We start from the raw sequence: 22151 nt of genomic DNA, 5'->3' as shown, positions 1-22151 counted from the left end.
CTGTATCGGCTCGCTATCTCGCCTTCCGTAAGACCGGAAGGGTACTGCCAGGTCTCGTCACCGTCCTAGCGATTCAGGCAGCGCGCATGACCATGCCAACCAACGCAATTCGCTAGGCTGGACGAAGCCGAAGTAGGGCGTCATGCAGCAAGTCGTCCCTGCCCGCTCGTGGTTGGCAATCATACTCGGCAGCAAGACCATGATGTCTTGTGCGGAGTCCACAGCTATCGGCGGAGCCGAGTTTGGAAGTCCTCGAACAGCAACCAGCAGGTCCGACGAATTGGAGGGCCAAATCGTTGGATATCGCCGTCAGGCAGCCGCTTAGGCGGCTCGTGGGTGGCTCGTGCAGTCCAGAGTAAAATAGCGGCCGTGCGCGTATAGAAGCGCCGCCCCCTCTGGCTGCACGCGCGTCGCCTTCACGACTCCTGCAAATATGGAGTGCGATGGAAATTCGTGTCTGCTTTCCAGAGCACAATCGAAGTTCGCTAGAGCTCCATCGAGTATCGGAGCCCCCGTGAACAGTTTGTTCCAAGTCCCCTCACCGAAGCGTGCTTCTCCGGCCAATCCAGTTCGGCCTGAAAACGTGTCTGCCAATCGGATCTGTTCTGCGGAAAGGAAGTTGAGGCTGAAAGAGCCAACGTCCAGGATGGCCTGATGAGCACTCGAGCTTCGATTTATGCAGATCGACACCATTGCTGGTTTGTCAGAAAGTGCGCATGCAGCCGTGGCCGTAAGTCCTGTGCGGAAGCCAACGTCTCCACAAGCCACAATCGAGACAGTGGAGACCTGGTTGCGCATCGCAGTTCGGAAGTCCTCCGGAGCGATAGCACGATCGAAACCAGTCGGATATGACATTCGCTCCTCCAGACGGAATAGAACACATTGCTCAAAAGAGATCGGAGAGCATGTCTTTTTCGAAAGACTTCAATTTGCCGGACGTTCCCTTGCGAAGTTGCGCGGGCCAGTCTGGGTTGGCGACGAGCGCGCGACCGATTGCGACCAAGTCAAATTCATCCTGAGATAGCCGGTCGAGGAGGTCATCGATATTCGCTACGTCGGCAACACGACCGCCCAACGATGCAATGAAGTCGCTGCCGCTGCTTAGGCCGACGCCTCCAACTGTAATTGTGGGTTTACCCGTTAGGCGCCTGGTCCAGCCCGCTAGATTGAGCTTGGATCCGTCGAACTCAGGCTCATGATAGCGCCGGGTGGAACAGTGGAAAATGTCGATCCCGGCTTCCACGAGCGGGGAGAGAAACTGCTCCCATTCTTGCGGGGTATGGGCCAAACGCTGAGTGAAGTCCTGCTGCTTCCATTGCGAGACGCGGAGAATCAAGGGGAAATTCGGTCCGACAGCGGCCCGAGCTGCCTTGATGATTTCGGCTGCGAAGTTTGCTCTTCTGCGTAGATCTCCTCCCCAAGTATCCTGCCGGGTGTTTGTGCCTTCCCAGAAGAATTGATCAATCAGATAACCGTGCGCTCCATGAAATTCGACCGCGTCGAAGCCGATCTGTTGCGCTGCACGGGCTCCCTTGGCGAATGCATCAATTACGTCCGCAATTTCGCTCTCCGCCATGGGCGAACCCACGAGCTTTCCAGGTACATAAACTCCGGACGGCCCGACCGCTGGCAGGAGGTCGTTTTTGGGCCGTCCTTGGTTGCGCATCATGCCTACATGCCAAAGCTGCGGAGCGATCTTGCCTCCCGCCGCATGCACCGCTTTCACGACGTCTGACCAGCCAGCAAGCGACGCCTCGCCATGAAATGCCGGATGATCAGTTGATTGAGACGATGCATGGTGATCGATGGTGGTCCCCTCGGTGACGATCAAGCCGACACCTCCTTCGGCTCTTCGACGGTAGTACGCCGCCACCTTTTCTCCAGGAACGCCATTTGGAGAAAACGAGCGCGTCATCGGCGCCATTACGATGCGATTTGGCAAGCTGAGCTTCTCCGATACGAATGGTCGGAACAACATCTCAATTGAGCTTGTCACGGGCATAATCTCCTTTTAAGTGATCTTTAAGCTGTTCTTTGCGTCAGCCGTAGTTGCGTGGGAGGTCGCATGCTTGCAGATACTCTTGTCTCAAGCGGGTGACCAACTCGGCGACGGTCTCAACGCGACGCACAGATCCGACCCCATGGCCGGCCGACCAAACTGTTGTCCACCGAGCCCGCTGCTTGTCGATTAGCGTGCTGTCGCTGAAGTCCACTTTCGGATTCACGAGAAAATCGGTTGGATCGATGCCGGCTCGGACCAAGGTTGGCCGGAGCCAATTCGCCAGTACGTTCGTGACGGTGTTTGTGAGAACCAGATCGTCGATAGTCGAATCGATCAACATGCGCTTGTACTCTGGAGCGGCAAGACTCTCCTCGGTGGCGATGAATGCTGTCCCCATCACGGCCAGATTGGCACCAGCCGTCTCGACGGCTCTGATCTCGGCACCATTTGAGAGCCCCCCACCGAGGGCGATGGGACCATCGAAGAATTCTCTTACGGCGGACAACAGCGAAAAGCCGTTCATCCGCCCCGTGTGTCCACCGGCGCCTGCTGACACCAGGATCAATCCATCAACCCCGGCGTCGACCGCTTTTTTGGCAAAGGCGACCGAGTTTACGTCGGCGAGCACCTTTCCACCCCAAGCGTGCACGCGGTCGACGATCGGCTTCGGCCCGCCCAATGCCGTGATGACGACCGGCACGCCGGCGTGCTCCAAGACGCTCAATTCATCAGAGAGCCGTGGATTTGTCGGGTGTACGGCAAGATTTGCCGCCCAGGGGACCCCCGGTCGTCCGCTTAATTGCTCTGTAATCGTTGCAATCCACTCGGTGAGTATTTCGATGGTCCTGGCATTAGCGCATGGAAAACTTCCAAGAACTCCATTGGCGCATGCAGCGATCACGAGATCGGGCCCCGACACCAAGAACATCGGTGCCGCGATAAGAGGTAGCCTGAGTGCGCCTCTGTACTCGTCCAGTAATGCCAAGTGAGTTGTCCCCGTAGAGTTATAGCAGCTCAATATCGGTCGGAAGATCGAGCAACAGTCGACCAACAAGCTCGTATGTCCCTTGTCCGACCATCATGTGCTGACCGGCGACCTGGACATCCCGCAATCGTCGCTGAATGTCGGAGCTGCGATACACCGCCGTTCCGCCGGCGAGTTCGTAGATGATGTTCACGCACAGTTTAGCGGCTAGAACGGCCTGCGAGGTCGCCAGTCGCAGGTCACGACGATCTTCAGTCGATACCTCGCCGCGAAGCGCGCCTGCCCAAGCGGCGTCGATTGCTTCATAGAAAAATGCTCTACCTGCGCGCAAAGCAGCTTCAGCTTTTGCGATGCCAGATTGGGTGGATTGCTTCTCGGCAAGTACGCGCGTGGTTCCTTGTGGGACTTTCTTGCCCGCGAACTCCAAGAAGTCCTCGATTGTCGCCCTCGCGGCGCCTAACGCGACCGACGCAATGCCGATAGCCAAAATGCCGAAGTTCGGAAACAGGAAGATGGGGTGGCTGCTGCGGCGTTTGCCGAACCGTTTTATTGTCCGGACCGCGGGCACGAATACGTCGTTCACGGCATAGTCGGTCGAACCCGTGCCCTGCAATCCCATTACGTTCCAAGTATCCATAAACTCGACGTCGGCCGCGTCAAAAACTATCGTAAGGTGTTCCGGCTTGCCTCTTTCGTCCAATTGTATCGCATGGGCCTGATTCACAACGAACGCACCGCCAATTATCCAATGAGCATTGCGAGTGCCTGAACCCCATTGCCAACGGCCCCTGACCATATAGCCGTCGCAACCATCGCGGGTCACTGGCTTGGCGCGACCATTGGGAGCAAAAGCGCCCGCCGCAATTACACCCGGCTTCCGCAGAATCTGCTTGAATTCCTCGGTCTGCGCGCTCGCCAGTCCGAATGACGAGGTGATGCCGATGAAGACGCACCAAGCTGCAGACGCGTCTGCTTTCGCCAGTTGTTCGACGATCTCCGCGTAGACCCGTGGTGAAAGCTCCTCGCCGCCATACTCCGCCGGCGTACAAACCTGATACAGTCCATCGCGAGCCATCCGATCCGCGAGATCTTGGGGCAAATGCCGGAGCTGCTCGAATTCGAGATGTCGCTTGCGAATTTCGTCAGCATAACGGGCGGCAATAACCTTCAGATTGTCCACTTTACCGATCGATGTCTGCACCACGATACCCTCCGGATCGCATTTTCATTGGCGACCCAGCCTGTGCCGCGCTCGATATAATGCACGCTGCGGGGAGGCCGTTTCGGCCAAGAAGGAAGGCTGTTCCGGCAAGTAGCGCCGGAGCTTGTGAACCGTAGATGCGACGCAACGGGGCGCAGCCGACCACAATGCTTTCGGGCACGTCGGAAACTAACGTTGCCATGCAAGGGACCAATCCGCTTAACCGACATCCCGCTACTGTCGGCCCAGCAGCGACTCGTCCGCAATGCTGCTTCGATTGCTGCGGTTCGGACGGACCAGACTCCTCGGGTCGCGGCCGACGACGGGGGGATGCCAACCGGCTCCGGGCAGTTTATGTCACTTGCACAGAACAGGTGTTAATTGCCGTTCGCAATTCTCACCGTCCAACACCTTACGCGATAGGCTTTGCCGTAGTATCGAGCTAAACGCGTTTCCCGCTCGGATGAGCGGCGGCTCTGCGCGAAAATGCAGCCTCTCACCGAGCCATACATGAAGATCAATCGCCGAATAATGCCGGCCGGTGCCTCAAGACACGTCGTACCCAGCGAGCCACAGGGCAAGCCGCGCACGTGCCAAAGGAAGCTCATAGCGAGTAAAACCTCGGCAAGCCACAATCTTCCCCTCATAGAATCGCGGCCGCAAAGAAACAGTCGTGTAGGTGGCAGCAACGTCGATTGCGGCGGCGTCACCGGCGCCGCGCGCGTTGCGAACACTCGGAAGGGCCGCCCAAAACCCATCATGACAACTGTGAAAGCCAGGCCGGAAACGATGGCAATGATTAAGCCGTGGACTGCTAGGGCGTGTACTCATAATCGGCAATCGTGAGCGCGGCTTGACCCATGTCCGCTTTCCGGCGCTTTGCGGACTCAAACCGGACATCGCCTGAGGCCCGAAAAGGGCCACAAGCTGACATCGAGCGCATGGCGTTTTACTTTCCGCCCCAGCAGACGCAGACGAATGCGGCAACGGCTCCGGGCAAGCTTCCGAGAAAAATGGGTGGACCACGAAAGCCGAAGGGAAGCGGCACAAAGTAAAGGAGGCTGACCGAGAGCAAGCCTCCCAAGAATAAGCAAGCGACACTCCTCGACCAGAGCGGAAGTGATCGATTGATCATCTCTCGATCAAGGCAATAGACGAGAACGGCAAGAGGAAGTCCAAACAAGTAGATAAATGGCAGGCCTACGATCGTGCCGAGGAATAGCAAGCCGGGCTGTCCGAGCACCGCGCAAAGCACGACCCAGCCAATGAGGGGCGCCGCCGGCGCGAAGATATATTGTCGGCGGACTTGTGCAGCGTCCATCAGTCAGCACGAGGCGGTTCGTGGATATTCACTCGGTGACGCTGGCGACGAATGGCGCGGATACATTCGAAGCCGACGTAACCGAGCATCAAGAGGACAATGAGAGCTGGGACGAACTTTTCGGGATGAAGCGCGAGCTCGTGAATGAACACGCGGAAGGTGAACCAGAGCGCAAACGACGCGTCGTCAACTATCATCATGTCGTGTTCGTCCGGAGATCATAGCCGGCGCCCCTTATGGTTGTATTGGACCGACGCGTCAATCGGCGGTTCCGTCAGATGCTCAATTTTCGATGAACGCGGATCGTCGGCTATGGGTCAATCGCGTCGGTTTAGCCCTACCGTCTTGGCACACGCTCGGACCCGATGAGCAGACATCTTCAATGCGCGTTGCAAGGTCTGAAAAGGGCCATCATCGGACCTCAGCAGTTAAGCGCAATCCGAAAAACGATTGGGAGGTTTTCAAGTCATGCTGCCGGGCATGAAACAGCGGACGCGCGGATGGCCGTCGATGTGGTGTCTCCAGACCATTGTGCGGCCGAAACGGTTTGGTTGTGTGATCACTGCGCCGTCAGGTACGATCACCCATTCATCGTCAATGAGGACGCGGTAACGCCCACGACTGGACTCCCAGTCCGCATCGGACACTATATATCCGTCGGCATCGGTACAGCACTTTCCAAATTCGCTCTGCAAGCTTTCGAACCACTGCTTCAGTGGCGAACTCGCGTAATAGCCGTGATCATGCGCGAGAGCCGCGGTGGCGAGCAACATCAGACCAATCAGGCCCGTGGCTGATCTCTTCATGACCATACCGTTATCTCCACTAGGGCGGGAGTGCTACAGCCTCCTCAATCTGATCAGCGGGCACGGCTTGATCGGACCGCACGAATACAAAGCGCGAAGTCGCCGATATTTCTGCGTCGACTCTGCCATCTTGGCCAATCAAGATAAGTCCAGCTCCGCCATTGGCAACGTTTAGAATAACCTGCTCGCCGTTCCACGTCGTGATCGGCTCCATCCCAATAATCAGAAATTCCCCGATGGGTTGGTCGAAATATTGAAGCCTCAATTGTGGGCCGATCTCTGCTGCCGCGAGCCAAAACCCCAACTCCTTGGCGCGCGCATAAATTGCGGCCAAAGTCACGAAATCGGTGCTAAAGCCGAGCTCAACTGCCGATACGATAACAAGCTCCACCTCTTTTCTCGTCGAACTGACGACAAAGGCTGGTCGTGCGAGAATTTCCGCAGCGAGCCCTCCGATGCCGCAGCCCGTTGCATTCAACGCGCCTTGAAGGGCGAACGCATTTGCAAAGCTTCCTAATGTGATCGTCTTCCACGCCGGGACATCGGCGGCTGATCTAACTAAAACTCGCGGCGCACTCGCTGAATGAGACCTCTGAAGCTTTAATTGGTTCTGCAAGACATCTCGCGCGCTGCATTGAGCGCTAGCTTCGCTCAATTGCAATATGAACGTCGCGCCGAGCACTGCGATAACGAGACGAGGCCCACAGTGCCCTCTCATCGACAACGTTTGCGGCGCGCGGCAATCGACCTTCTGTTGGAAAATGCGGTTCATGGCTACCTCTTTTTGCGCGAGGCGAGCAGAACGATCACACAATCACTTTCAATATTGATCGGCCGGTCCGCTTCGCAGCGGACCTCATAATTTTGGTGCTACTTCGGCTCCGAAGGTTCAACCGCGAACATGCGGAATTGTGCGCGGCCATCGTGACGCGGCAACTATGCTGACAGATTTGCGCGAAGCGCGGCAGCATGGGGTAGACACCGCCTGGATACAAAGCGCGTAGAACCAAGCCCGTGCGGGCCTGCATCTGGCTACAAGGTAGCGGGCAGAGATTGGTCGAAAGAGACAAACTTCCGCTTCGGGTCGATTTTGTTGCAGAAGTCGGTTGAGACAAGTCACGAAGCGTGATTCCGTTGTGCTGACGCGAATCTCGGTGAGGTCGATCCATGATGGGCCGTCTGAAGAGTGACCAAGGTCAACTGTTCTACGAGTTTCATCTTGGCAACGCGGTACCTGAAGATCATCTGGTGCGGAAGATCGATGCTGCTCTCGATCTGTCCTGGCTTCGCGGCGAACTAGCATCTCACTATTCGTCGATGGGGCGACCGTCGATTGATCCGGAACTGATGATCCGGATGCTGGTCGTGGGGTATGTCTTTGCAATCCGCTCGGAACGGCTGATCTGCCGTGAAGTGCAGGTGAACCTCGCCTATCGCTGGTTCTGCAAGCTCGGTATCGAGGACGCTGTCCCGGATCATTCGGCGTTCTCGCGCGCCCGCAACGAGCGCTTCCGCGATGGAGATGTTCTCCGCCGCGTGTTCGAACGGACTGTCGAGGCGTGCATTGCCGCCGGTCTGGTTGGCGGCGAAGGATTTGCAGTCGATGCGAGCCTGATTGCGGCTGACGCGAACAAGCAGCGCCCGATCGCCGGTCAGGACTGGCGCAGGGATCGCGATCCGACCAGGTCTAGCCGCGCGGTGAAGGAGTATTTGGCAACCCTCGACGATCCGGCGTGGGGCGCCGCCAGCGATGTCGTCCCGAAGTTTGTCTCGCCGTCCGATCCGGCAGCGCAGTGGACCGGCGCTCACAAGGGGCCGGCATTCTTCGCGTACTCCGACAACTATCTCATCGACGTGAAGTTCGGCGTCATCGTTGATGTCGAGGCCTCCCGCGCCATTCGCCAGGCCGAGGTCGGTGCAGCAAAGACCATGATCGAACGGAGCGAGCAACGCTTCGGTCTCAAGCCAGAGCGACTTGTCGGGGATACTGCTTACGGAGCGGCTCCGATGCTGAACTGGCTGGTCGAGGAGAAGGGCATCGCGCCGCATATCCCTGTGTTCGATAAATCGAAGCGGGATGATGGCACTTTCTCGCGGAGCGACTTTCGATATGACCCGACCGGCGACGTTTACCACTGCCCGGGTGGTAAGCGGCTTGGGACGAGCGGTACCGTGCACGAGGGCAAGACTCTTCTGTATCGTGCAAGCAAGCTCGACTGCGATGTATGCCCGCTCAAACCGCAGTGCTGCCCAAAGGAACCATCACGCAAGATCCCGCGCGATATCCATGAGCATGCGACAATCCAATCTATCTCGCACGACGCCAGCGCTACTTTGAGGGATTGCGCCTGGCCGGCGTGCCGGACGGGTGATTTGCAAAAGAAGGTTATTTTTTCGGCCCTCACGGTGCGGGATCCAGGTCCAGGCGGCAAGGACTGCACGAACGGCCCTGGTCAGGCGTCGCCGTAAAGGTCGGCTTCGGGTCATTCGCGTCGCTTTTGACATATCTGCAGCATGTCCGCTATCCGGCCCATCTCGGACCTTAATGGACGTTGCGAACTCTGGGATAGGCGTGATTCGAGCTCCCGAACCGGAGCCTCGAATCATGAGATATGAACTCACAGACTTTGAGTGGACCGCCATCAGACCGTTCCTCCTGAACAAGCCACGCGGTGTGCCGAGGGTCAACGACCGACGTGTCCTCAATGGCATCTTCTGGATATTGCGGTCAGGCGCACCATGGCGCGATCTGCCGGAGGATTTTGGGCCTTACACGACCTGCTACAACCGGTTCGTTCGTTGGCGAAGGGCTTGCATCTGGGACTTGATCATGGAGGCCCTCGCCGAAGCCCATGACGGCGCCGTCCAGATGATCGACACTTCCGTTGTCCGCGTCCATCAGCACGGCGGTTGCGCGGGAGGCGGCGAATCAAGACTGATGGGCCGGTCGAGGGGCGGACTAACGACCAAAATACATGCCTGCGTAGATAGCAACGGATTGCCCGTCCGCCTTGAACTGACGACCGGTGAGGCCCATGATAACCGGCTCGTCACCAACCTCCTGTCTGATTTGAAATCAGGCGCGATGTTGCGCGCTGATCGAGGATATGACGCAGACTGGATCAGAGCATTCGCCGGTGAACACGGTGCGTGGGCCAACATTCCTCCGAAGCGAAATCGCAAAGACCCTATCTGCTTTAGTCCATACCTGTACCGCGCGCGCAACTTGGTTGAGCGGTTCTTCAACAGGATCAAGCAGTGTCGGCGTGTTGCGACCAGGTATGACAAACTCGCGGCAAACTATCTCGCCTTCATCAAACTTGCATCAATCTGAATTTGGCTAGGCGCTTATGAGTCCACGCCCTAGATCGTGAGCATCGGTGCGTGATTTGCGTCCGCTCGCAGGCGCGATGGCGGCCGCAATACCGCCGCCTATGCCACCCGCAGCAAGCGGTCTGCATCAAGATCACGAACGGAGAACCAAAAGCCAAGCCTCCGAGCGCTGCCGTCCCGATCTTGCCTGCCCTAAAAGGCGTCAAATGTATTCGCGGCATTTTGCGAACACATGACCAGTATTGTTGGCCAGGCAAGCCGCGCTAAAGGCCCTATCGTGGCAATTCGAGAAGCAGCCAGGGATCATTGCTCAGCCGCTTCGGCCTTACGTCTCGCGGGGCTCTCATAAATCAAAAGTGTGGACGTCGCAGACGCACAAAGTCGTCCCCTTCCGTCAGTGAGAGTGGCTTCCGCAAAAGCAGCCCTGCCACCCATCGAGATCACACGGCCATCCGCGCGGACCGTCCCGCTCTTTTGAGTGAGGGCGCGCTGAAAGGCAACTTTCAATTCGAGGGTCGTATAGGTTTGACCGATCCGCAGCCTGGAATGCACAGCGATGCCGCAAGCGCTGTCGAGCAATGTCGCGGCATAGCCGCCGTGAACAGTGCCAATTGGGTTGTATACAGAATGATCTGGTGAGCCCTCGAATACGACCTGGCCCCGCTCAAGCTTTGTCAGCTCCAATTTCAATGTTTGCAGCATCGGGGCTCTGATGCCATGGGCGCGCATCGTCAAAAGCTGCTCGTATCCATCCAGTTCTGACAGGGTCGTCAACAGGTCGGAACTAACGTCGTTGGTCGTCGGAGTATGGCTCTCGCTCACTTCGGCCTCCGCATATCTACTTGGATGTCTAAATATTTCGCCACAGCTGATCGAGCCAGCTGGAAAGTGCTCCATTGGGTCTCATCGCTCAACGAGTATCTTACCGCTTAGCCGCAGTCGTTACCGATAAGATCCGGATCCAGAAGCGTCCCAAGACGCGCCGCACGCTCGATATAATGCAATGCTGCTTGGGGCCATTCCGGCCAAGGAGGAAGGCCATTTCGGCAAGTGACGGCAGCCGGGCTCGTGAGCGGAATGAAAGACTTGCGATGTATGCCGCGAGCGTCCGGGACGTCCTGAACTGCAACCGCCGTTCCACCCGTTACTCGAGCCTTGCACGTGCTGCCGGGTTCCGCAGCCGGGTTCCGGGGCGGACAGGCTCAAATGGGTCGTTGGCGCCGGCGCAGGTTGCCCGGAAGAGTCTCTCTCAAATAACTATCGGGCGTTATGCCCGTCCAGCGTCGAAAGGCACGCCTAAAAGTGGAGGCATCGCAATACCCGAGCAGTTCGGCGACATCGCGAACTGGCATCTCTAGTAGGTAAGCACGAGAAAGTTCGGTCCGCAGCTCTGCCAACAGTGCGGTAAAGCTCCAACCCATCTTCGACAACCTTCTCCGAAGAGAGCGTTCCGATACATTGAGGGCCGCTGCGACTTCTGAAGCGCGCAAGGATTGATCGCGCGCGAGCGATAGAATTTCTGCTACACGATCAGGCAATCCTTCTTCCGACGCAATACTGGCAAGTACATTCTCGGCCAAGCGGCCATGTGCCCGGGAATACGTTGAAAAGGTACCAGAGAGTGGCGCATCGATCGCCGCTTGCGGCAGGATCAATCTGTTCCGACCGGCCTTGAACGTCACGGGAATCCCGATTTCCGCACGATAAGAAGCAACGTCCGTTGGAGCATAGTCCAGTTCAAGTCGCACTCCTGCAAGGTCAGCGCCTAGCTGTGAAAGAGTCTGCAGATTGCTGGCGAAGAAGAGGTCCGGGACGAAGTTCGTAAAGCCTTTCAAGCGGATCGGGTGCTTGTACTCGAAAATTATGTTTGACCGTCCTGTGCTCAGGATAGCCGGATTTGGCGGATGAGACTGAAATATCCGCATATACTTGATACTTGTCTGCAGCACATGGCGGGCGGTTGGCGCGCTTACGATCGCGTAACTCAATGGACCGAACCCATTTATCCGGACCTTCTTGCCAATTCGCAGCCCTAATAAATCATCACCTGTCGCACCTTTGGCGAACAGAGCCAGTCGGTAGAGACGTCCTTGGCGATCGAGTGTCTTAAAGGCAAGTTCATTCGTCACCGGCCGATGATCGATGCCGAGGGTTTCAAGGTGCTTAACGAGCACGGGTTCGAAGGCAAGCCGTTTGATAGTCAACTTGACGACCGATCGGTTGGAAAGCTGGGAATGTTGCTGGCATCTACCTTTCGTCGCGAGGCGACAAGCGAGGGCCTTGCACGACTCCTGTAGCTGACGTGTCAGAGTCACCTGGCATAGAGGGGTTCTCCACTAGCTTCAACTATCAGTCGGTTAACGGGGCAGTTTCGGCCAGATAGGGGGGCTGTTTCGGCCAACTGGCTTTGCGGCCACTCTCTGCCGGCCCGCCCAATGCGCCGCGCTGGGGTCGTAGAAGAACACATGCCGCGGCGCTGCAGGATGCTGGCCCAGCTTTGGCCACTGATCCTGACCGCGGTGAATGGAAACATTGTGGACGCCGGTGTTGAGATTACGGGCAATTGGCAACCCGGCCGCGATATAGGGACTGCTTTCGCGTTTATTGTGGTGGGGATCGGAAGCTAGCGGAGTAATTCCAGGTCCTCCTCGTGGATGACCTTCCGAACCGGACGGCTCTCGACCTCAAGGGTTCGCAATGGCTTGCGGGCGGCGACGAGAACTCCCGGTATCCATCGGGTTGCGCTGACCCCTAGGGGGTCGGAGACCCAATAGCGGACAGCCAACTGACTGGGGTCTACGGGAATCTCGCGTCCATCGGGATGCACAAGCAGCACGGCACGGTCGCGGTCGAATCGCGCGGCCACCCTAGCCGGTTCATCAGCGCGGCCAAACGCGAGCCGGTCGCGTTTGGCTAGGTAGGCCAGCAAAGCGCATAGATCGGATGGAAGGTTCGTCCCTTCCTTTGCCAAGTGTTCCTTCCGCATATGACTGGTCGTTCCTGAGACCTTGGTGAGACGTCAAGGAGCGATTTCGCGCAGTGTGGGCGGACGGCGCTTCAGTGCACCGAACGCTGCCCTCAGAGGGCGAAAGGTAAGAAGCGGTGGATGGTTGGGTAGATTTTCGTACAACTAACCCTGACTTTCCGTTAGAAATACGCCTGCGCCTGTGTAACTTGTTCGGATGTCCTTTTCTGTAGTCGAGGCGCTAGCCGTTCGTTTCCAGCGAGCCGACGCTGTCGGCGGCGTTGACTGCTTGATCCCGCAAAGATCGTTTGAGCACCTTCCCGAGAGAATTCCGGGGTAACGCGTCGACGATGAATACGTACTTGGGCTTCTTATATCCGGCGACCAAGCTGCGCACATGTTCGACGACTGAGGACGGCGTCGGGCTTGTTCCGGGACATCGCTCGATAAAAGCCGCAACCGCCTCTCCGAAGACGGCATCGGGCACGCCGATAACGGCGGCGTCGGCGACCTCCGGATTCTGCAGCAGGGCCTGCTCGACTTCTTTGGTATAGATATTGAAGCCGCCGCTGAGGACCATATCCTTCTTGCGATCGACGATATAGAGGTAGCCGTCGTCGTCCGCCTTGGCGACATCGCCCGTATGAATCCACCCGTCCTTGATGGTATTCGCCGTCTCGTCGGGCCGATTGTAGTAGCCTCGCATCACGGAATACCGGCCCGGCTGCCCTACGCGCACGAGTAGTTCGCCGGGCTGACCGGTCTTCACCTCGACACCTGCATCATCGACGATCCGAACCTCGACGCCGGGCGTTGGCCGGCCGATCGATGAGGCATGATCGAACTGCTCCTCATGCGACAGCGAGGTCACGCCTCCTACCTCCGTCATCGCGAAAAACGACACCAGCCGCACGTCCGGCAGCAGCGCTAGAAATTGCCTCTTCAATTCGACCGGGAACGCTTCGCCGGTCACGACGATGCGCCTTAGCGATGCGCAGCGCGAAGGATCGTCTTTGATCTCAGGAAGCAGCATACGGCATACCGTCGGGACCATGCCGACGACGGTGATCCGCTCTTTCGCGATTGTGTCGACGCTCTCGCGCGGATCAAACTTCTTCATGACGACGAGCGTACCGCCGAGCGTCAGCGAATTGGCGAGCCGCGCGAAACCGGTGCGATGAGCGAGCGGCGTAGTGACAAGATAGCGGTCGTCGCTCGATATTCCCCATTCGACGGCGTTTATGAAACAATGCTGAACAACAACATTCGAGTGCGTTATGATCGCTCCCTTCGGTTTTCCCGTTGTCCCTGAAGTGTACATGATGATTGCGTCGTCGGACTCGATCGACAGCCACGGGAGCCGTTCGGGTTCCGCCTTTCTAAGGTCGGAATACTCGAGTGCGCCCTCGACGGCCCGCCCTATGGTGACCCAGATCGCATCCGGATTTGCCTGCAGCACGTCGGAGATAGACGAGCCATTCGCTTCGAACACAATCGCAGCGGGCTGGCAGTCGGCACAGATATGCTGGAGTTCGTGAGGCGTTAGCCGCGTCGTGACGGGGACTACGAGTGCGCCTAACAAGAATGCGGCATAGAACAATTCAACGATTTCAACCCCGTTCGGAAGATATACGACAATTCGGTCGCCGGGACCAACGCCTTGTGTCCGAAGACCACTCGCGACGCTGCGGATTCTACGGTCGAGATCCTGGTAGGTAATCCGATCGTTACCGCAGATCAAAGCAATCCGGTCAGGATGGCGCACGGCTTGCGCGCCAAGGATGGTTTCCAGGCGCATGTCGGATGCCTCAGACCACGTTAAATGCTGGATATTGCACTTCCTCGGAAAGCCGATCCCACGCCACTTCCACCCGCTGTCCGATTTTGACCGTGTCCACGTCCTTGTTCAGGATGTTGCCGAGGATACGCACGCCTTCGTCGAGCTGGATGGTTGCAACGGAAAGGGGAAGCCGTCCCTCTAGACCCGGGCCGGGAACGCGGATCACGGTACAGGCATAGATCGTGCCCTTACCCGCGACCTCTCTCCATTCCAAATTGCGACTGCCGGTGAATATGCTGACCGGGCGCGGATAGTGCTGAAACTGTCCGGTGTCCTTGCAGTACTGCAGCACCAGTTTGCCTGCCTTGGCTCCATCCCAGAACGGCTTGGTGTCAACGTAAACCGAAGGCTTCGGGACGGGACGTCCAGTCTTTTCATCAGCCATTTTATGCCTCCAAAATCATAGCGGCGCTGGTACCCCAGTTCCGCGCATAGGGAATCACGCCGATGCCGGTCACCAGCGCGTTCTTCGGATTGGCCACTTGGCGTCCGCCGCCTTCCCCAAACAACTGTCGAACGGCCTCGGCCAGATTGAGGCCCCCGCTGGCAAGTCCGGGCTGACCGCCCGAGATCTGGCCTCCTCCGGTGTTAAGCGGCAGCGTTCCCTTATGCGAGAGATCAGTATCGAGGGTAAAGTCGCTGCCCTGCCCACGCTTGCAGAAGCCGAAATCCTCGAACTTCATCATGACAGCAATGGTGAAGTCGTCATAAGGCTGGAACATGCGAATGTCCTTCGCCGTCAGGCCTGACTGCTTGAAGACCTTCGGCGCTATCGCCGAGAAGCCGGTCTCGGTGATCTCCGAGAGCGGCTTACTGCCATTGAAATTCGTTACCTCGGCGTAGGCTGTTGGAAATGCCATTTTGGTGATCCCGAGGCTACGAGCCTTCTCCTCGGTCGTTACGAGAAACGCATTCGCCCCGTCGCAAAACATGACGCAGTCGAGGAGACGCAGCGGATCCGCAATAACGCGCGATTTTTCATAGTCTGCCATCGTAATCGGCGTCTTGAACTTTGCGTAGGCGTTCTCGTTGTGGAGAGCATGTTCTCGCTGCGTAATCGCTATCTTTCCCAGCGCTTCCGCCTTTATTCCGAACTGATGGTCATACCTGCTCATCAGAAGCCCGAAGGTCGCCGGCGGGCCTTGAACGCCGGGCGGATCCTGGAATTCGGAACGGTAGGCTCCGTAGTTTGCACGCCACGCCGTGCTTGGAGCGTCCGCGGACAGAACGACGACGACCTCGCAATGTCCGTCGCGAATGGCGGATGCAGCGCGGGCAACGCCGCCGGTCGCCGAGCAGCCGCCGGTTCCGCCGTAGTTCAGCCAGGTCGGCGTAAGGCCCAATGCCTCAGTCATGTAGACGGCGAAGAACGGATTTGGACACTCGCTCAGCGGAGTCGTCACGGAGAGGCCGTCGATGACATCTTTTGAAATGCCGGTTGCGGCGATGAGCTTGGCCAAGGCCTCGCCTCCAAGGTCGAACGCGCTGCGTCCGGTCTTGAAGTCGATCGCCGTCTCCGAATAACCGGCGATTACGATGTCGCGTTTCTTCGAAGTCATTGTCACTCTCCGCGGAATGCTGGTGACCGCTTTTCCCGAAAAGCCGTCAGCCCCTCGTCGCGATCCTTGGTGAAGTAAAGTAGGAAGGAAGCGTCACCTTCGGCATCAAAGCCGTCCGCAAGCGACATGTCGATGCCACGGTCGATCACGGACTTCGTCATCATCACCGGGATCGGCGCGTTGTCGCTGATGCTTTTGGCGATTTCGCGAGCCTTTTCCAGCGCCTTCCCGTGCTCGGTGACGTGATTGAGGATACCGTAGCGCTCGGCCTCGGCCGCGGTGATCCGCCTGCCGGTCCACATCAATTCCTTCGCGAGCGGCTTCCCTATCAATCGTGGGAGCGTCTGGGTGCCGCCGCCACCGGGCATCATGCCGAGCTTGATTTCCGGCAAACCGAACTTTGCGTTAGCGCCGGCGACAATGATGTCTCCGACCAGTGCGAGTTCCAGACCGCCGCCCAACGCAAATCCTTCGATAGCGGCTATAAGCGGCTTGGTGAAACCGCCGATATCCTTGAAGAGCCGATTCACCTTTCGGGTCCTCTTCCGGAATCGGTAGAAATCAAAATAGCCGTTTTCTTCAATCTGGAACTCGCTGGTGTCGATGCCCGTGCAAAATGCCTTGTCGCTGCCAAGCAAAATGACCGCGCGTACGCTCCTGTCGTGCTCGACTTCATTGAGTATCGCGAGGATCTCGTCGGCCGTCTGTTCGCGAAGCGAATTCAGCTTGTCAGGCCGGTTGATCGTGATTTCGACCCAGCCGTTTTCCCGGTTGAGAATGACATCCTGGTAGCTCATGTCTCTTCGTCTCCGATGATTTCAATGTTCGGTCTGTGATTCACCGCCCATCGCCGATGCGATCTGAGCGTGAAGTTCGGCGATCTTGCGTGGGTCACCCCTCGCTTCGTCGCTGATCTGAACCTCGAGCGCGACCCTGGCTGGAGGGCTCAACACGAGCGCGCGGTCGGCCATTTCGAGTGCGTCGTCAATCCGGTGCGTAATCAGCAAGCAGGTCTTTCGAAATTCGCGCGCTATCTGCAAGAAGTCGCGGCGCAACGTTTTCGACGTGACATGGTCGAGCTGGCTGAACGACTCGTCGAGGAACACAATTTCGGGATCGATAGCGAGCGCGCGGGCAAGCGATACGCGCTGACGCATGCCTCCCGAAAGCTCATGGACGTATTTGTCGTCCGCGCCGTCAAGACGGACTCGCGCAAGCCACTCTCTGGCGCACGCCCGTGCATGTGACCTGGGTTTTCCCAGAATGAGCAGTCCCAGCTCGACGTTCTCGACTGCCGTCCGCCACGGCAAGAGCCTGTCGGTCTGGAAGCTGACCGAAAGCCGCCCCTTGAGCGCTTTGAAAGACGCGTAGGGATCGAAGCCGGCCACCCGGATCTGGCCGGAGTTCGGGCATGTGGTACCCATGATCAAATTCAGGACCGTGCTTTTTCCGGCACCAGTCTGGCCGAGAAGAACGACGATTTCACCGCGGCGGACACTCATCGAAAGGTTATCGACCGCTAGGTAGTTGCCGAACGTCTTGGTAACGTCGCGGACTTCAATGAGAGTTTCCTCGCTCATCTTACCGTCGCCTCCGCACGCCATCTCAGGGAAATCTTTTCGAGTCCGTTCACGAATGCCTGCAACAGCAGGTTCAGGATCACGAGGAAGAAGGTCCATGCCAGCACTTGATCGATCCGAAATGTCGACTGGGCGAGGTTCATCCGCGCGCCGATGCCGACCGCGGATGCAACGAGTTCGGCGAAAATCACCATGCGGATCGCATAGCCGATCACCGATTTCGTGGTGAGGAAGATGTAGGCCACGATGTGCGGGAGAATGAGATAGCGAAGCACCTGCCAACGCGACGGACGGAAGCTCTCGATCATGTCGACGAGCTCCTTTGGCAACGCACGCACGCCTTCGTAGACATTGAGGGCATAGAACGGCAGCAGGATGACGAGGAGAATGAAGAAGATTCGCGACTCCGGATTTTTGAACCAGAATACCGCGATCAGCATCCACGAGAGCGCGGGAATTCCGGTATCGATAACCACGATGGCCTTGAGATATGGGCGCACGGAAGGAAACATTCCCATCGCGAGACCGATCAATACCCCCGCAACCATCGCAATCACGACGGAAATGGCGAGACGGACGAGTGTGACGGCAACGTGGTAGGGATCAGAAAAGAACAGCTCCCGTGCCGCGTTCCAGACGGTCACCGGCGACGGCATGATGTAGTCCGGCACGAAGCGGCTGGTGATTTCCATCGCGACAAGAAGGACAATGACAACAACGCACGTCGCGAAAATATCGCGTCGGCCCTCCGGATTCTTCCGCGCTGCGGCCACTCCGGCCAGCGGCTTAACGAGTTCCGCAGCGACGGAGCGCTCCGGACGCGAGGTTCGATCGGCTTCCACCGCAATGGACATCGGTCTTTCTGTCATGTCTGGTCAGGAGGCAAAGAAGTTTTGATCGACTGGCTTGGTCAGCAGGCCGTTGCGCGCTAGAAACTCGCTCGCTAGAAGTATCGACGATCTCGAAAGGTCATCGCTCATAGGCCGGTAATTGAATGCGAGCCGCTTCGAACTCATGGCTTCCTTGAGCGTATCTGGCGCAATGCCAGTCTTGGTGCCGAACAAATCGACAGCCTTCGTCGTATTCGCGTTGATGCCGCTGAGGCATTCTTCGAAGACCTTGCTGACCTTCGCTGCGATGCCAGGATTGGCGTCGGCTAATTCCTTCCGGATCGCCACGCCAAAATACGGTAGCTCCAGCCCGCCCGAGAGCCGCTTGTAGAGGTCGCCCGCCTTCAGGATCACACGTAAGTCAGGCTTCTTTATCAGACCGGTCGTTATGTTTGGCTCCCACGACAAGGCCGCGTCAGCTCGATTTGCCATCAGCAGTGTCACCGACGCGGCAGGATTGTCGACGTTCTGGATCGTCGCCTCTTTTTCGATGTCGAATGCGAACGCCTCGTTAATGAGGGCTTTGACCATGCGATAGGTACCTGTCGACTGCAGGGCCGCGATCGTCTTGCCTTTGAGCTGAGACACGTTGTCGACGCCGCCCTTGGGAGCCAACAGGGCGATCATGTTGGCGTCGGTGATCGTACAGAGGTACTTGATGGGCACGCCGGCCTGGTAGCGGGCTGCGAAGGTATCCCAACTCCCAATGCAGACGTCGTAGTTTCCAGCGACGAAGTCGTTGTAGTAGGTCGATACGGCCGTATACGGAGCCGGATCGGGAAAGGAGAGACCGTTCTTGCTGCCGAGGTCGTTGGCGAGAATGTACTGGACCGGCAGTACGGTAAAACCTGGCTGCAGCGATGCCCATCGCATCCGAATATCCGCCGCTGCCAGCGCGTGCCGGATGGATGATGGCAACGCAAATGAGCTCGCGGCCGCAGCGGCGAGTAAGTTTCGCCTAGAAAGGTGCGCCATTATCTCCTCCCGGATCGGTGCGTGGACCGCGTCTTTTTTGCTTTTTGGCTTCGCTGCGCCCCGGTCCGGAAGACCAAATCCAATCTCGGTCCGAACCTTAAATTGACCCTACGCTTGCCAAAGTCGGGACGATAGCGCATTTTCGACGCCGTACCGTTCCATATATGGGACGAACCGGAATGGGATCCCGGGTGGAAGGGATGCAGGCTATGACCAGAAAATTGGACCTTAACGCGCTCCTGCTGTTTTTCGAGGTCGTCAATGCCCGCAGCATCAGCAGCGCGTCGAGAAAGCTCGATATTCCTAAATCCACAGTCAGCCGTAAGCTGATGTTTCTGGAAGATCAGCTCGGAGCCGTCCTCTTTAAAAAGGGAGGCCGCAAGCTCGCAGTGACCGACATCGGCCAAGCTCTCTACGAGCACTGCGAACGCATAGCCGCCGAGATAGAGGAAGCGGGTCTCGGAACAACGCGAATGCAAACCGAGCTGCGGGGAATGCTCCGGGTCAGCATGCCTGTGGATTTCGGCACTGGCTGGCTAAGCAGCGCAATCGCCGCATTCGCGGTCAGTTATCCCGACATCCACCTCGTGATTGACGCCAACAGCCGGTGGATCGACGTATCGGTCGAACCCTACGATGTGGCCGTGCAATTGGGCACTCTTCCCGAGAAGCACGGCGGCATCCGCCACCTGGCAAGCATTACGCGCGGCGTTTATGCGAGCCCATCGTTCCTGGAAAGAAGAGGCGTTCCCCTCAGCGTCGACGATTTCGAACGCTTCGATTGCATTGTGACCGAACATCAGCGCGCCGAAGGCGTCTGGAATTTCCGCAGCGGACTTGGTGTCAAGGTGATCGACGTTGTCGGACGGATCTCAGTGAATCACATCGGAGTGGCACGCGAACTCGTAATCGGTGGAGTCGGACTTGGCATTCTTCCGAACATCATGTGTCAGAACGATGTAAGAGCCAAACGACTGGTGCGCGTGCTCACTGACTGGGAGAGTCCGTCACTGCAGGTCAGTGCGACATTTCTTGGCAAGCGCAAGGAGTCGCGACGCCTGCGCGCTTTTCTCGATTTTATGGAGCGCAAGCTTAAGATCGAAGGAAGCGCCGGCCAACCGTTGTCGACCATGCAAGGGGGCGCGGCTGAGCTGCCAAGGACTTGACGCTACACCACACCGCAATTCTGATAGACGTGCTTGATCTCGACGAAATCGTTCAGCGCCTCATAACCATGAAGGCGGCCTAGTCCACTGCGGCGGTAGCCGCCCGTCTCGGCTTCGGCAAACAGCTTGTTGTGGTCGTTGATCCAGACAGTACCATTCCGCAGGGCGCGAGCCACTCGCATCGCGCGTGCGCCGTCATTGGTCCATACGCTGGCTGAGAGGCCATATTCACTGTGATTAGCCCGAACGACAGCCTCCTTTTCGTCTTCAAACTTCTCAATCACCACCAACGGGCCGAAGATTTCCTCTTGGACGAAGAATGCAGCTGTGTCGCGGTGCGCGACAAGGGTCGGCGTCAAAAAGAACCCTCGAGAACAATCACCGTCTGGCCGTCCCCCGCGAAGAACGACTTCATCGGCAAGCTCGACGGCTTCCGCAATCCGTTTGGTGACGCTCTCCAGAGAGGCCGCATCGATTAAAGGTCCCATCTCGACCGTTGGGTCTATTCCGGTCCCGACCTTGACACGTGCAAGCGCGGAACAGAGCGTTGCCTTCATATCTTCGTAACGCGAAGCATGGACCAGCACGCGCCGGGCCGCGGTGCACTGTTGCCCGGCGATGATCGTTGCTGCCGCAGCGAGCTTCGGGGCGACGTCCGCCACGTCCGCATCTTCAAATACAAGGCAGGCGGACTTCCCGCCCAGCTCAAGCGACAACTTCTTCATGGACGGGGCCGCCGCGGCCATAATGCGCTGGCCCGTCGCGTTTGAACCGGTGAAGCTAATGACATCCACTTCGGGTGAGGTGACGAGATACTGCGCAACCTCATGCCGCTCTTCTGAGAGAAGATTGACAACTCCGTTGGGCAAGCCGCCGATTTCGTGGAGGCATTTTACAAGCTCGGCAGTAATCAATGCGGTTTGTGGCGCTGGCTTTATAACGACGGTACAGCCCGCGCAAAGGGCAGGCGTAAGTGCGCGAATCAAAAGCACGGCAGGCGCATTCCACGGGATGATGAGCCCGGCGACACCGGCCGGTTCCTTAAATAGGGTCGAATATGCACCTGGCTCGACTTCGAACACGTGGCCGGGAATGTAGCGCGTCAAGCCGGCGTAGTAGCGTATCTCCGATACGCTAGCGGCGATCTCGCCCCGCGAGTGCGCGAGCGGCTTTCCATTCTCCAATGTAAGGAGATGCGCCAATTGCTCGCCGCGGTTCTCCATCAGATCGGCCCATCGCAGCATCACAAGTTGCCGGAGCCGAGCATTCTGTGCCCACCCAGGACGGTCAAAGGCGCGGCGCGCCGCGGCAACTGCCGCTTCTGCGTCCGCCCGTCCGCTTGCTGGATAGCATCCCAATATCTGCTGGGTCGACGGGTCAATGCTCGGTACCGTCCGGCCGGATTGAGCAGGTTGCCAAAGACCGTCGACGAGATTGCGAGCCTGCATTGATATCATGAATTGCTGATCCTGGATGTTACCCGTGAGGCGCGCAGCACGACGTAACCCGGCGAGCGGCAGTCTTTCCG

Annotated in this window: 19 protein-coding genes and 1 pseudogene; 4 read left to right on the top strand and 16 right to left on the bottom strand. The window is 57.9% G+C overall.

Annotation, left to right across the window (positions count from 1 at the left end; genetic code table 11):
- Positions 1 to 321: 321 nt before the first annotated feature.
- From QRQ56_RS34450 to QRQ56_RS34435, 4 genes are all read right to left on the bottom strand, one after another.
- Positions 322 to 798, bottom strand: coding sequence for a flavin reductase family protein (locus tag QRQ56_RS34450; protein WP_438745928.1), 477 nt, complete (start codon positions 796 to 798; stop codon positions 322 to 324).
- 88 nt (positions 799 to 886) lie between these two features.
- Positions 887 to 2002, bottom strand: coding sequence for an NADH:flavin oxidoreductase (locus tag QRQ56_RS34445; protein WP_438745903.1), 1116 nt, complete (start codon positions 2000 to 2002; stop codon positions 887 to 889).
- Positions 2003 to 2039: 37 nt separating this feature from the next.
- A complete protein-coding gene (locus tag QRQ56_RS34440) occupies positions 2040 to 2987 on the bottom strand; it encodes an NAD(P)H-dependent flavin oxidoreductase (protein ID WP_438745901.1) in 948 nt (315 codons plus the stop codon).
- Positions 2988 to 3006: 19 nt separating this feature from the next.
- The gene (locus QRQ56_RS34435; protein ID WP_438745900.1) at positions 3007 to 4191 is read right to left on the bottom strand and encodes an acyl-CoA dehydrogenase family protein; all 1185 of its coding nucleotides are present in this window, start codon (positions 4189 to 4191) and stop codon (positions 3007 to 3009) included.
- 1338 nt (positions 4192 to 5529) lie between these two features.
- Here QRQ56_RS34435 and QRQ56_RS34430 point away from each other — a divergent pair.
- The gene (locus QRQ56_RS34430; protein ID WP_438745899.1) at positions 5530 to 5733 is read left to right on the top strand and encodes a hypothetical protein; all 204 of its coding nucleotides are present in this window, start codon (positions 5530 to 5532) and stop codon (positions 5731 to 5733) included.
- A gap of 237 nt (positions 5734 to 5970) precedes the next feature.
- Here QRQ56_RS34430 and QRQ56_RS34425 read toward each other — a convergent pair whose 3' ends face one another.
- Both QRQ56_RS34425 and QRQ56_RS34420 read right to left on the bottom strand, forming a co-directional pair.
- On the bottom strand, positions 5971 to 6315 hold the full coding sequence (locus tag QRQ56_RS34425; protein ID WP_438745926.1) for a hypothetical protein: 345 nt from the start codon (positions 6313 to 6315) through the stop codon (positions 5971 to 5973).
- Between the two features lie 19 nt (positions 6316 to 6334).
- A complete protein-coding gene (locus QRQ56_RS34420; protein ID WP_438745898.1) occupies positions 6335 to 7087 on the bottom strand; it encodes a hypothetical protein in 753 nt (250 codons plus the stop codon).
- Positions 7088 to 7482: 395 nt separating this feature from the next.
- Here QRQ56_RS34420 and QRQ56_RS34415 point away from each other — a divergent pair.
- A pseudogene (locus tag QRQ56_RS34415) lies at positions 7483 to 8613 on the top strand (transposase); the annotation flags it as partial.
- Positions 8614 to 8920: 307 nt separating this feature from the next.
- Positions 8921 to 9649 (top strand): IS5 family transposase, encoded by a 729-nt coding sequence (locus tag QRQ56_RS34410; protein ID WP_438745896.1) that lies wholly within the window; start codon positions 8921 to 8923, stop codon positions 9647 to 9649.
- A gap of 302 nt (positions 9650 to 9951) precedes the next feature.
- Here QRQ56_RS34410 and QRQ56_RS34405 read toward each other — a convergent pair whose 3' ends face one another.
- The 9 genes from QRQ56_RS34405 to QRQ56_RS34365 all read right to left on the bottom strand — a co-directional run bounded on the left by QRQ56_RS34405 (position 9952) and on the right by QRQ56_RS34365 (position 19457).
- On the bottom strand, positions 9952 to 10470 hold the full coding sequence (locus tag QRQ56_RS34405) for a PaaI family thioesterase (protein ID WP_438745894.1): 519 nt from the start codon (positions 10468 to 10470) through the stop codon (positions 9952 to 9954).
- 380 nt (positions 10471 to 10850) lie between these two features.
- Entirely contained in the window at positions 10851 to 11852 is a 1002-nt protein-coding gene (locus QRQ56_RS34400) for an AraC family transcriptional regulator ligand-binding domain-containing protein (protein ID WP_438745892.1), read from the bottom strand.
- A gap of 1002 nt (positions 11853 to 12854) precedes the next feature.
- Positions 12855 to 14411: a class I adenylate-forming enzyme family protein gene (locus QRQ56_RS34395; RefSeq protein ID WP_438745890.1), complete on the bottom strand. Its 1557-nt coding sequence runs from the start codon at positions 14409 to 14411 to the stop codon at positions 12855 to 12857.
- Between the two features lie 10 nt (positions 14412 to 14421).
- On the bottom strand, positions 14422 to 14838 hold the full coding sequence (locus tag QRQ56_RS34390; protein ID WP_438745888.1) for a Zn-ribbon domain-containing OB-fold protein: 417 nt from the start codon (positions 14836 to 14838) through the stop codon (positions 14422 to 14424).
- A 1-nt stretch (position 14839) separates the two neighbouring features.
- Positions 14840 to 16012: a thiolase family protein gene (locus QRQ56_RS34385; protein ID WP_438745887.1), complete on the bottom strand. Its 1173-nt coding sequence runs from the start codon at positions 16010 to 16012 to the stop codon at positions 14840 to 14842.
- A gap of 2 nt (positions 16013 to 16014) precedes the next feature.
- Complete coding sequence (locus QRQ56_RS34380; protein WP_438745885.1) at positions 16015 to 16809, bottom strand: enoyl-CoA hydratase/isomerase family protein; 795 nt, start codon at positions 16807 to 16809, stop codon at positions 16015 to 16017.
- A gap of 21 nt (positions 16810 to 16830) precedes the next feature.
- Entirely contained in the window at positions 16831 to 17592 is a 762-nt protein-coding gene (locus tag QRQ56_RS34375; RefSeq protein ID WP_438745884.1) for an ABC transporter ATP-binding protein, read from the bottom strand.
- Positions 17589 to 18446, bottom strand: coding sequence for an ABC transporter permease (locus QRQ56_RS34370; protein WP_438745882.1), 858 nt, complete (start codon positions 18444 to 18446; stop codon positions 17589 to 17591). Before QRQ56_RS34370 ends, QRQ56_RS34375 begins: the two co-directional genes overlap by 4 nt.
- 21 nt (positions 18447 to 18467) lie before the next feature.
- Positions 18468 to 19457, bottom strand: coding sequence for an ABC transporter substrate-binding protein (locus QRQ56_RS34365; RefSeq protein ID WP_438745880.1), 990 nt, complete (start codon positions 19455 to 19457; stop codon positions 18468 to 18470).
- Positions 19458 to 19666: 209 nt separating this feature from the next.
- Here QRQ56_RS34365 and QRQ56_RS34360 point away from each other — a divergent pair, with 209 nt between their 5' ends.
- Positions 19667 to 20623 carry a LysR family transcriptional regulator gene (locus tag QRQ56_RS34360; protein ID WP_438745879.1) on the top strand — a complete coding sequence of 319 codons (957 nt, stop codon included), beginning with the start codon at positions 19667 to 19669 and terminating at the stop codon, positions 20621 to 20623.
- Positions 20624 to 20625: 2 nt separating this feature from the next.
- Here the strand turns inward: QRQ56_RS34360 and QRQ56_RS34355 are convergent, their stop codons facing one another.
- On the bottom strand, positions 20626 to 22080 hold the full coding sequence (locus tag QRQ56_RS34355) for an aldehyde dehydrogenase family protein (RefSeq protein ID WP_438745877.1): 1455 nt from the start codon (positions 22078 to 22080) through the stop codon (positions 20626 to 20628).
- Positions 22081 to 22151: the final 71 nt, after the last annotated feature.

The organism is Bradyrhizobium sp. U531, from assembly GCF_051710265.1.
GTDB lineage: Bacteria > Pseudomonadota > Alphaproteobacteria > Rhizobiales > Xanthobacteraceae > Bradyrhizobium.
The sequence above is the reverse complement of the archived record's forward strand: the minus strand, read 5'-3'. Positions and strand labels throughout refer to the sequence as shown.

What these genes read in the sequence shown, in the direction of transcription:
- QRQ56_RS34380 (WP_438745885.1), bottom strand. Translation starts at nt 16,809, where the DNA reads ATGAGCTACCAGGATGTCATTCTCAACCGGGAAAACGGCTGGGTCGAA.
- QRQ56_RS34360 (WP_438745879.1), top strand. Translation starts at nt 19,667, where the DNA reads ATGACCAGAAAATTGGACCTTAACGCGCTCCTGCTGTTTTTCGAGGTC.
- QRQ56_RS34385 (WP_438745887.1), bottom strand. Translation starts at nt 16,012, where the DNA reads ATGACTTCGAAGAAACGCGACATCGTAATCGCCGGTTATTCGGAGACG.
- QRQ56_RS34420 (WP_438745898.1), bottom strand. Translation starts at nt 7,087, where the DNA reads ATGAACCGCATTTTCCAACAGAAGGTCGATTGCCGCGCGCCGCAAACG.
- QRQ56_RS34425 (WP_438745926.1), bottom strand. Translation starts at nt 6,315, where the DNA reads ATGAAGAGATCAGCCACGGGCCTGATTGGTCTGATGTTGCTCGCCACC.
- QRQ56_RS34355 (WP_438745877.1), bottom strand. Translation starts at nt 22,080, where the DNA reads ATGATATCAATGCAGGCTCGCAATCTCGTCGACGGTCTTTGGCAACCT.
- QRQ56_RS34395 (WP_438745890.1), bottom strand. Translation starts at nt 14,411, where the DNA reads ATGCGCCTGGAAACCATCCTTGGCGCGCAAGCCGTGCGCCATCCTGAC.
- QRQ56_RS34365 (WP_438745880.1), bottom strand. Translation starts at nt 19,457, where the DNA reads ATGGCGCACCTTTCTAGGCGAAACTTACTCGCCGCTGCGGCCGCGAGC.
- QRQ56_RS34370 (WP_438745882.1), bottom strand. Translation starts at nt 18,446, where the DNA reads ATGTCCATTGCGGTGGAAGCCGATCGAACCTCGCGTCCGGAGCGCTCC.
- QRQ56_RS34375 (WP_438745884.1), bottom strand. Translation starts at nt 17,592, where the DNA reads ATGAGCGAGGAAACTCTCATTGAAGTCCGCGACGTTACCAAGACGTTC.
- QRQ56_RS34450 (WP_438745928.1), bottom strand. Translation starts at nt 798, where the DNA reads ATGCGCAACCAGGTCTCCACTGTCTCGATTGTGGCTTGTGGAGACGTT.
- QRQ56_RS34410 (WP_438745896.1), top strand. Translation starts at nt 8,921, where the DNA reads ATGAGATATGAACTCACAGACTTTGAGTGGACCGCCATCAGACCGTTC.
- QRQ56_RS34390 (WP_438745888.1), bottom strand. Translation starts at nt 14,838, where the DNA reads ATGGCTGATGAAAAGACTGGACGTCCCGTCCCGAAGCCTTCGGTTTAC.
- QRQ56_RS34445 (WP_438745903.1), bottom strand. Translation starts at nt 2,002, where the DNA reads ATGCCCGTGACAAGCTCAATTGAGATGTTGTTCCGACCATTCGTATCG.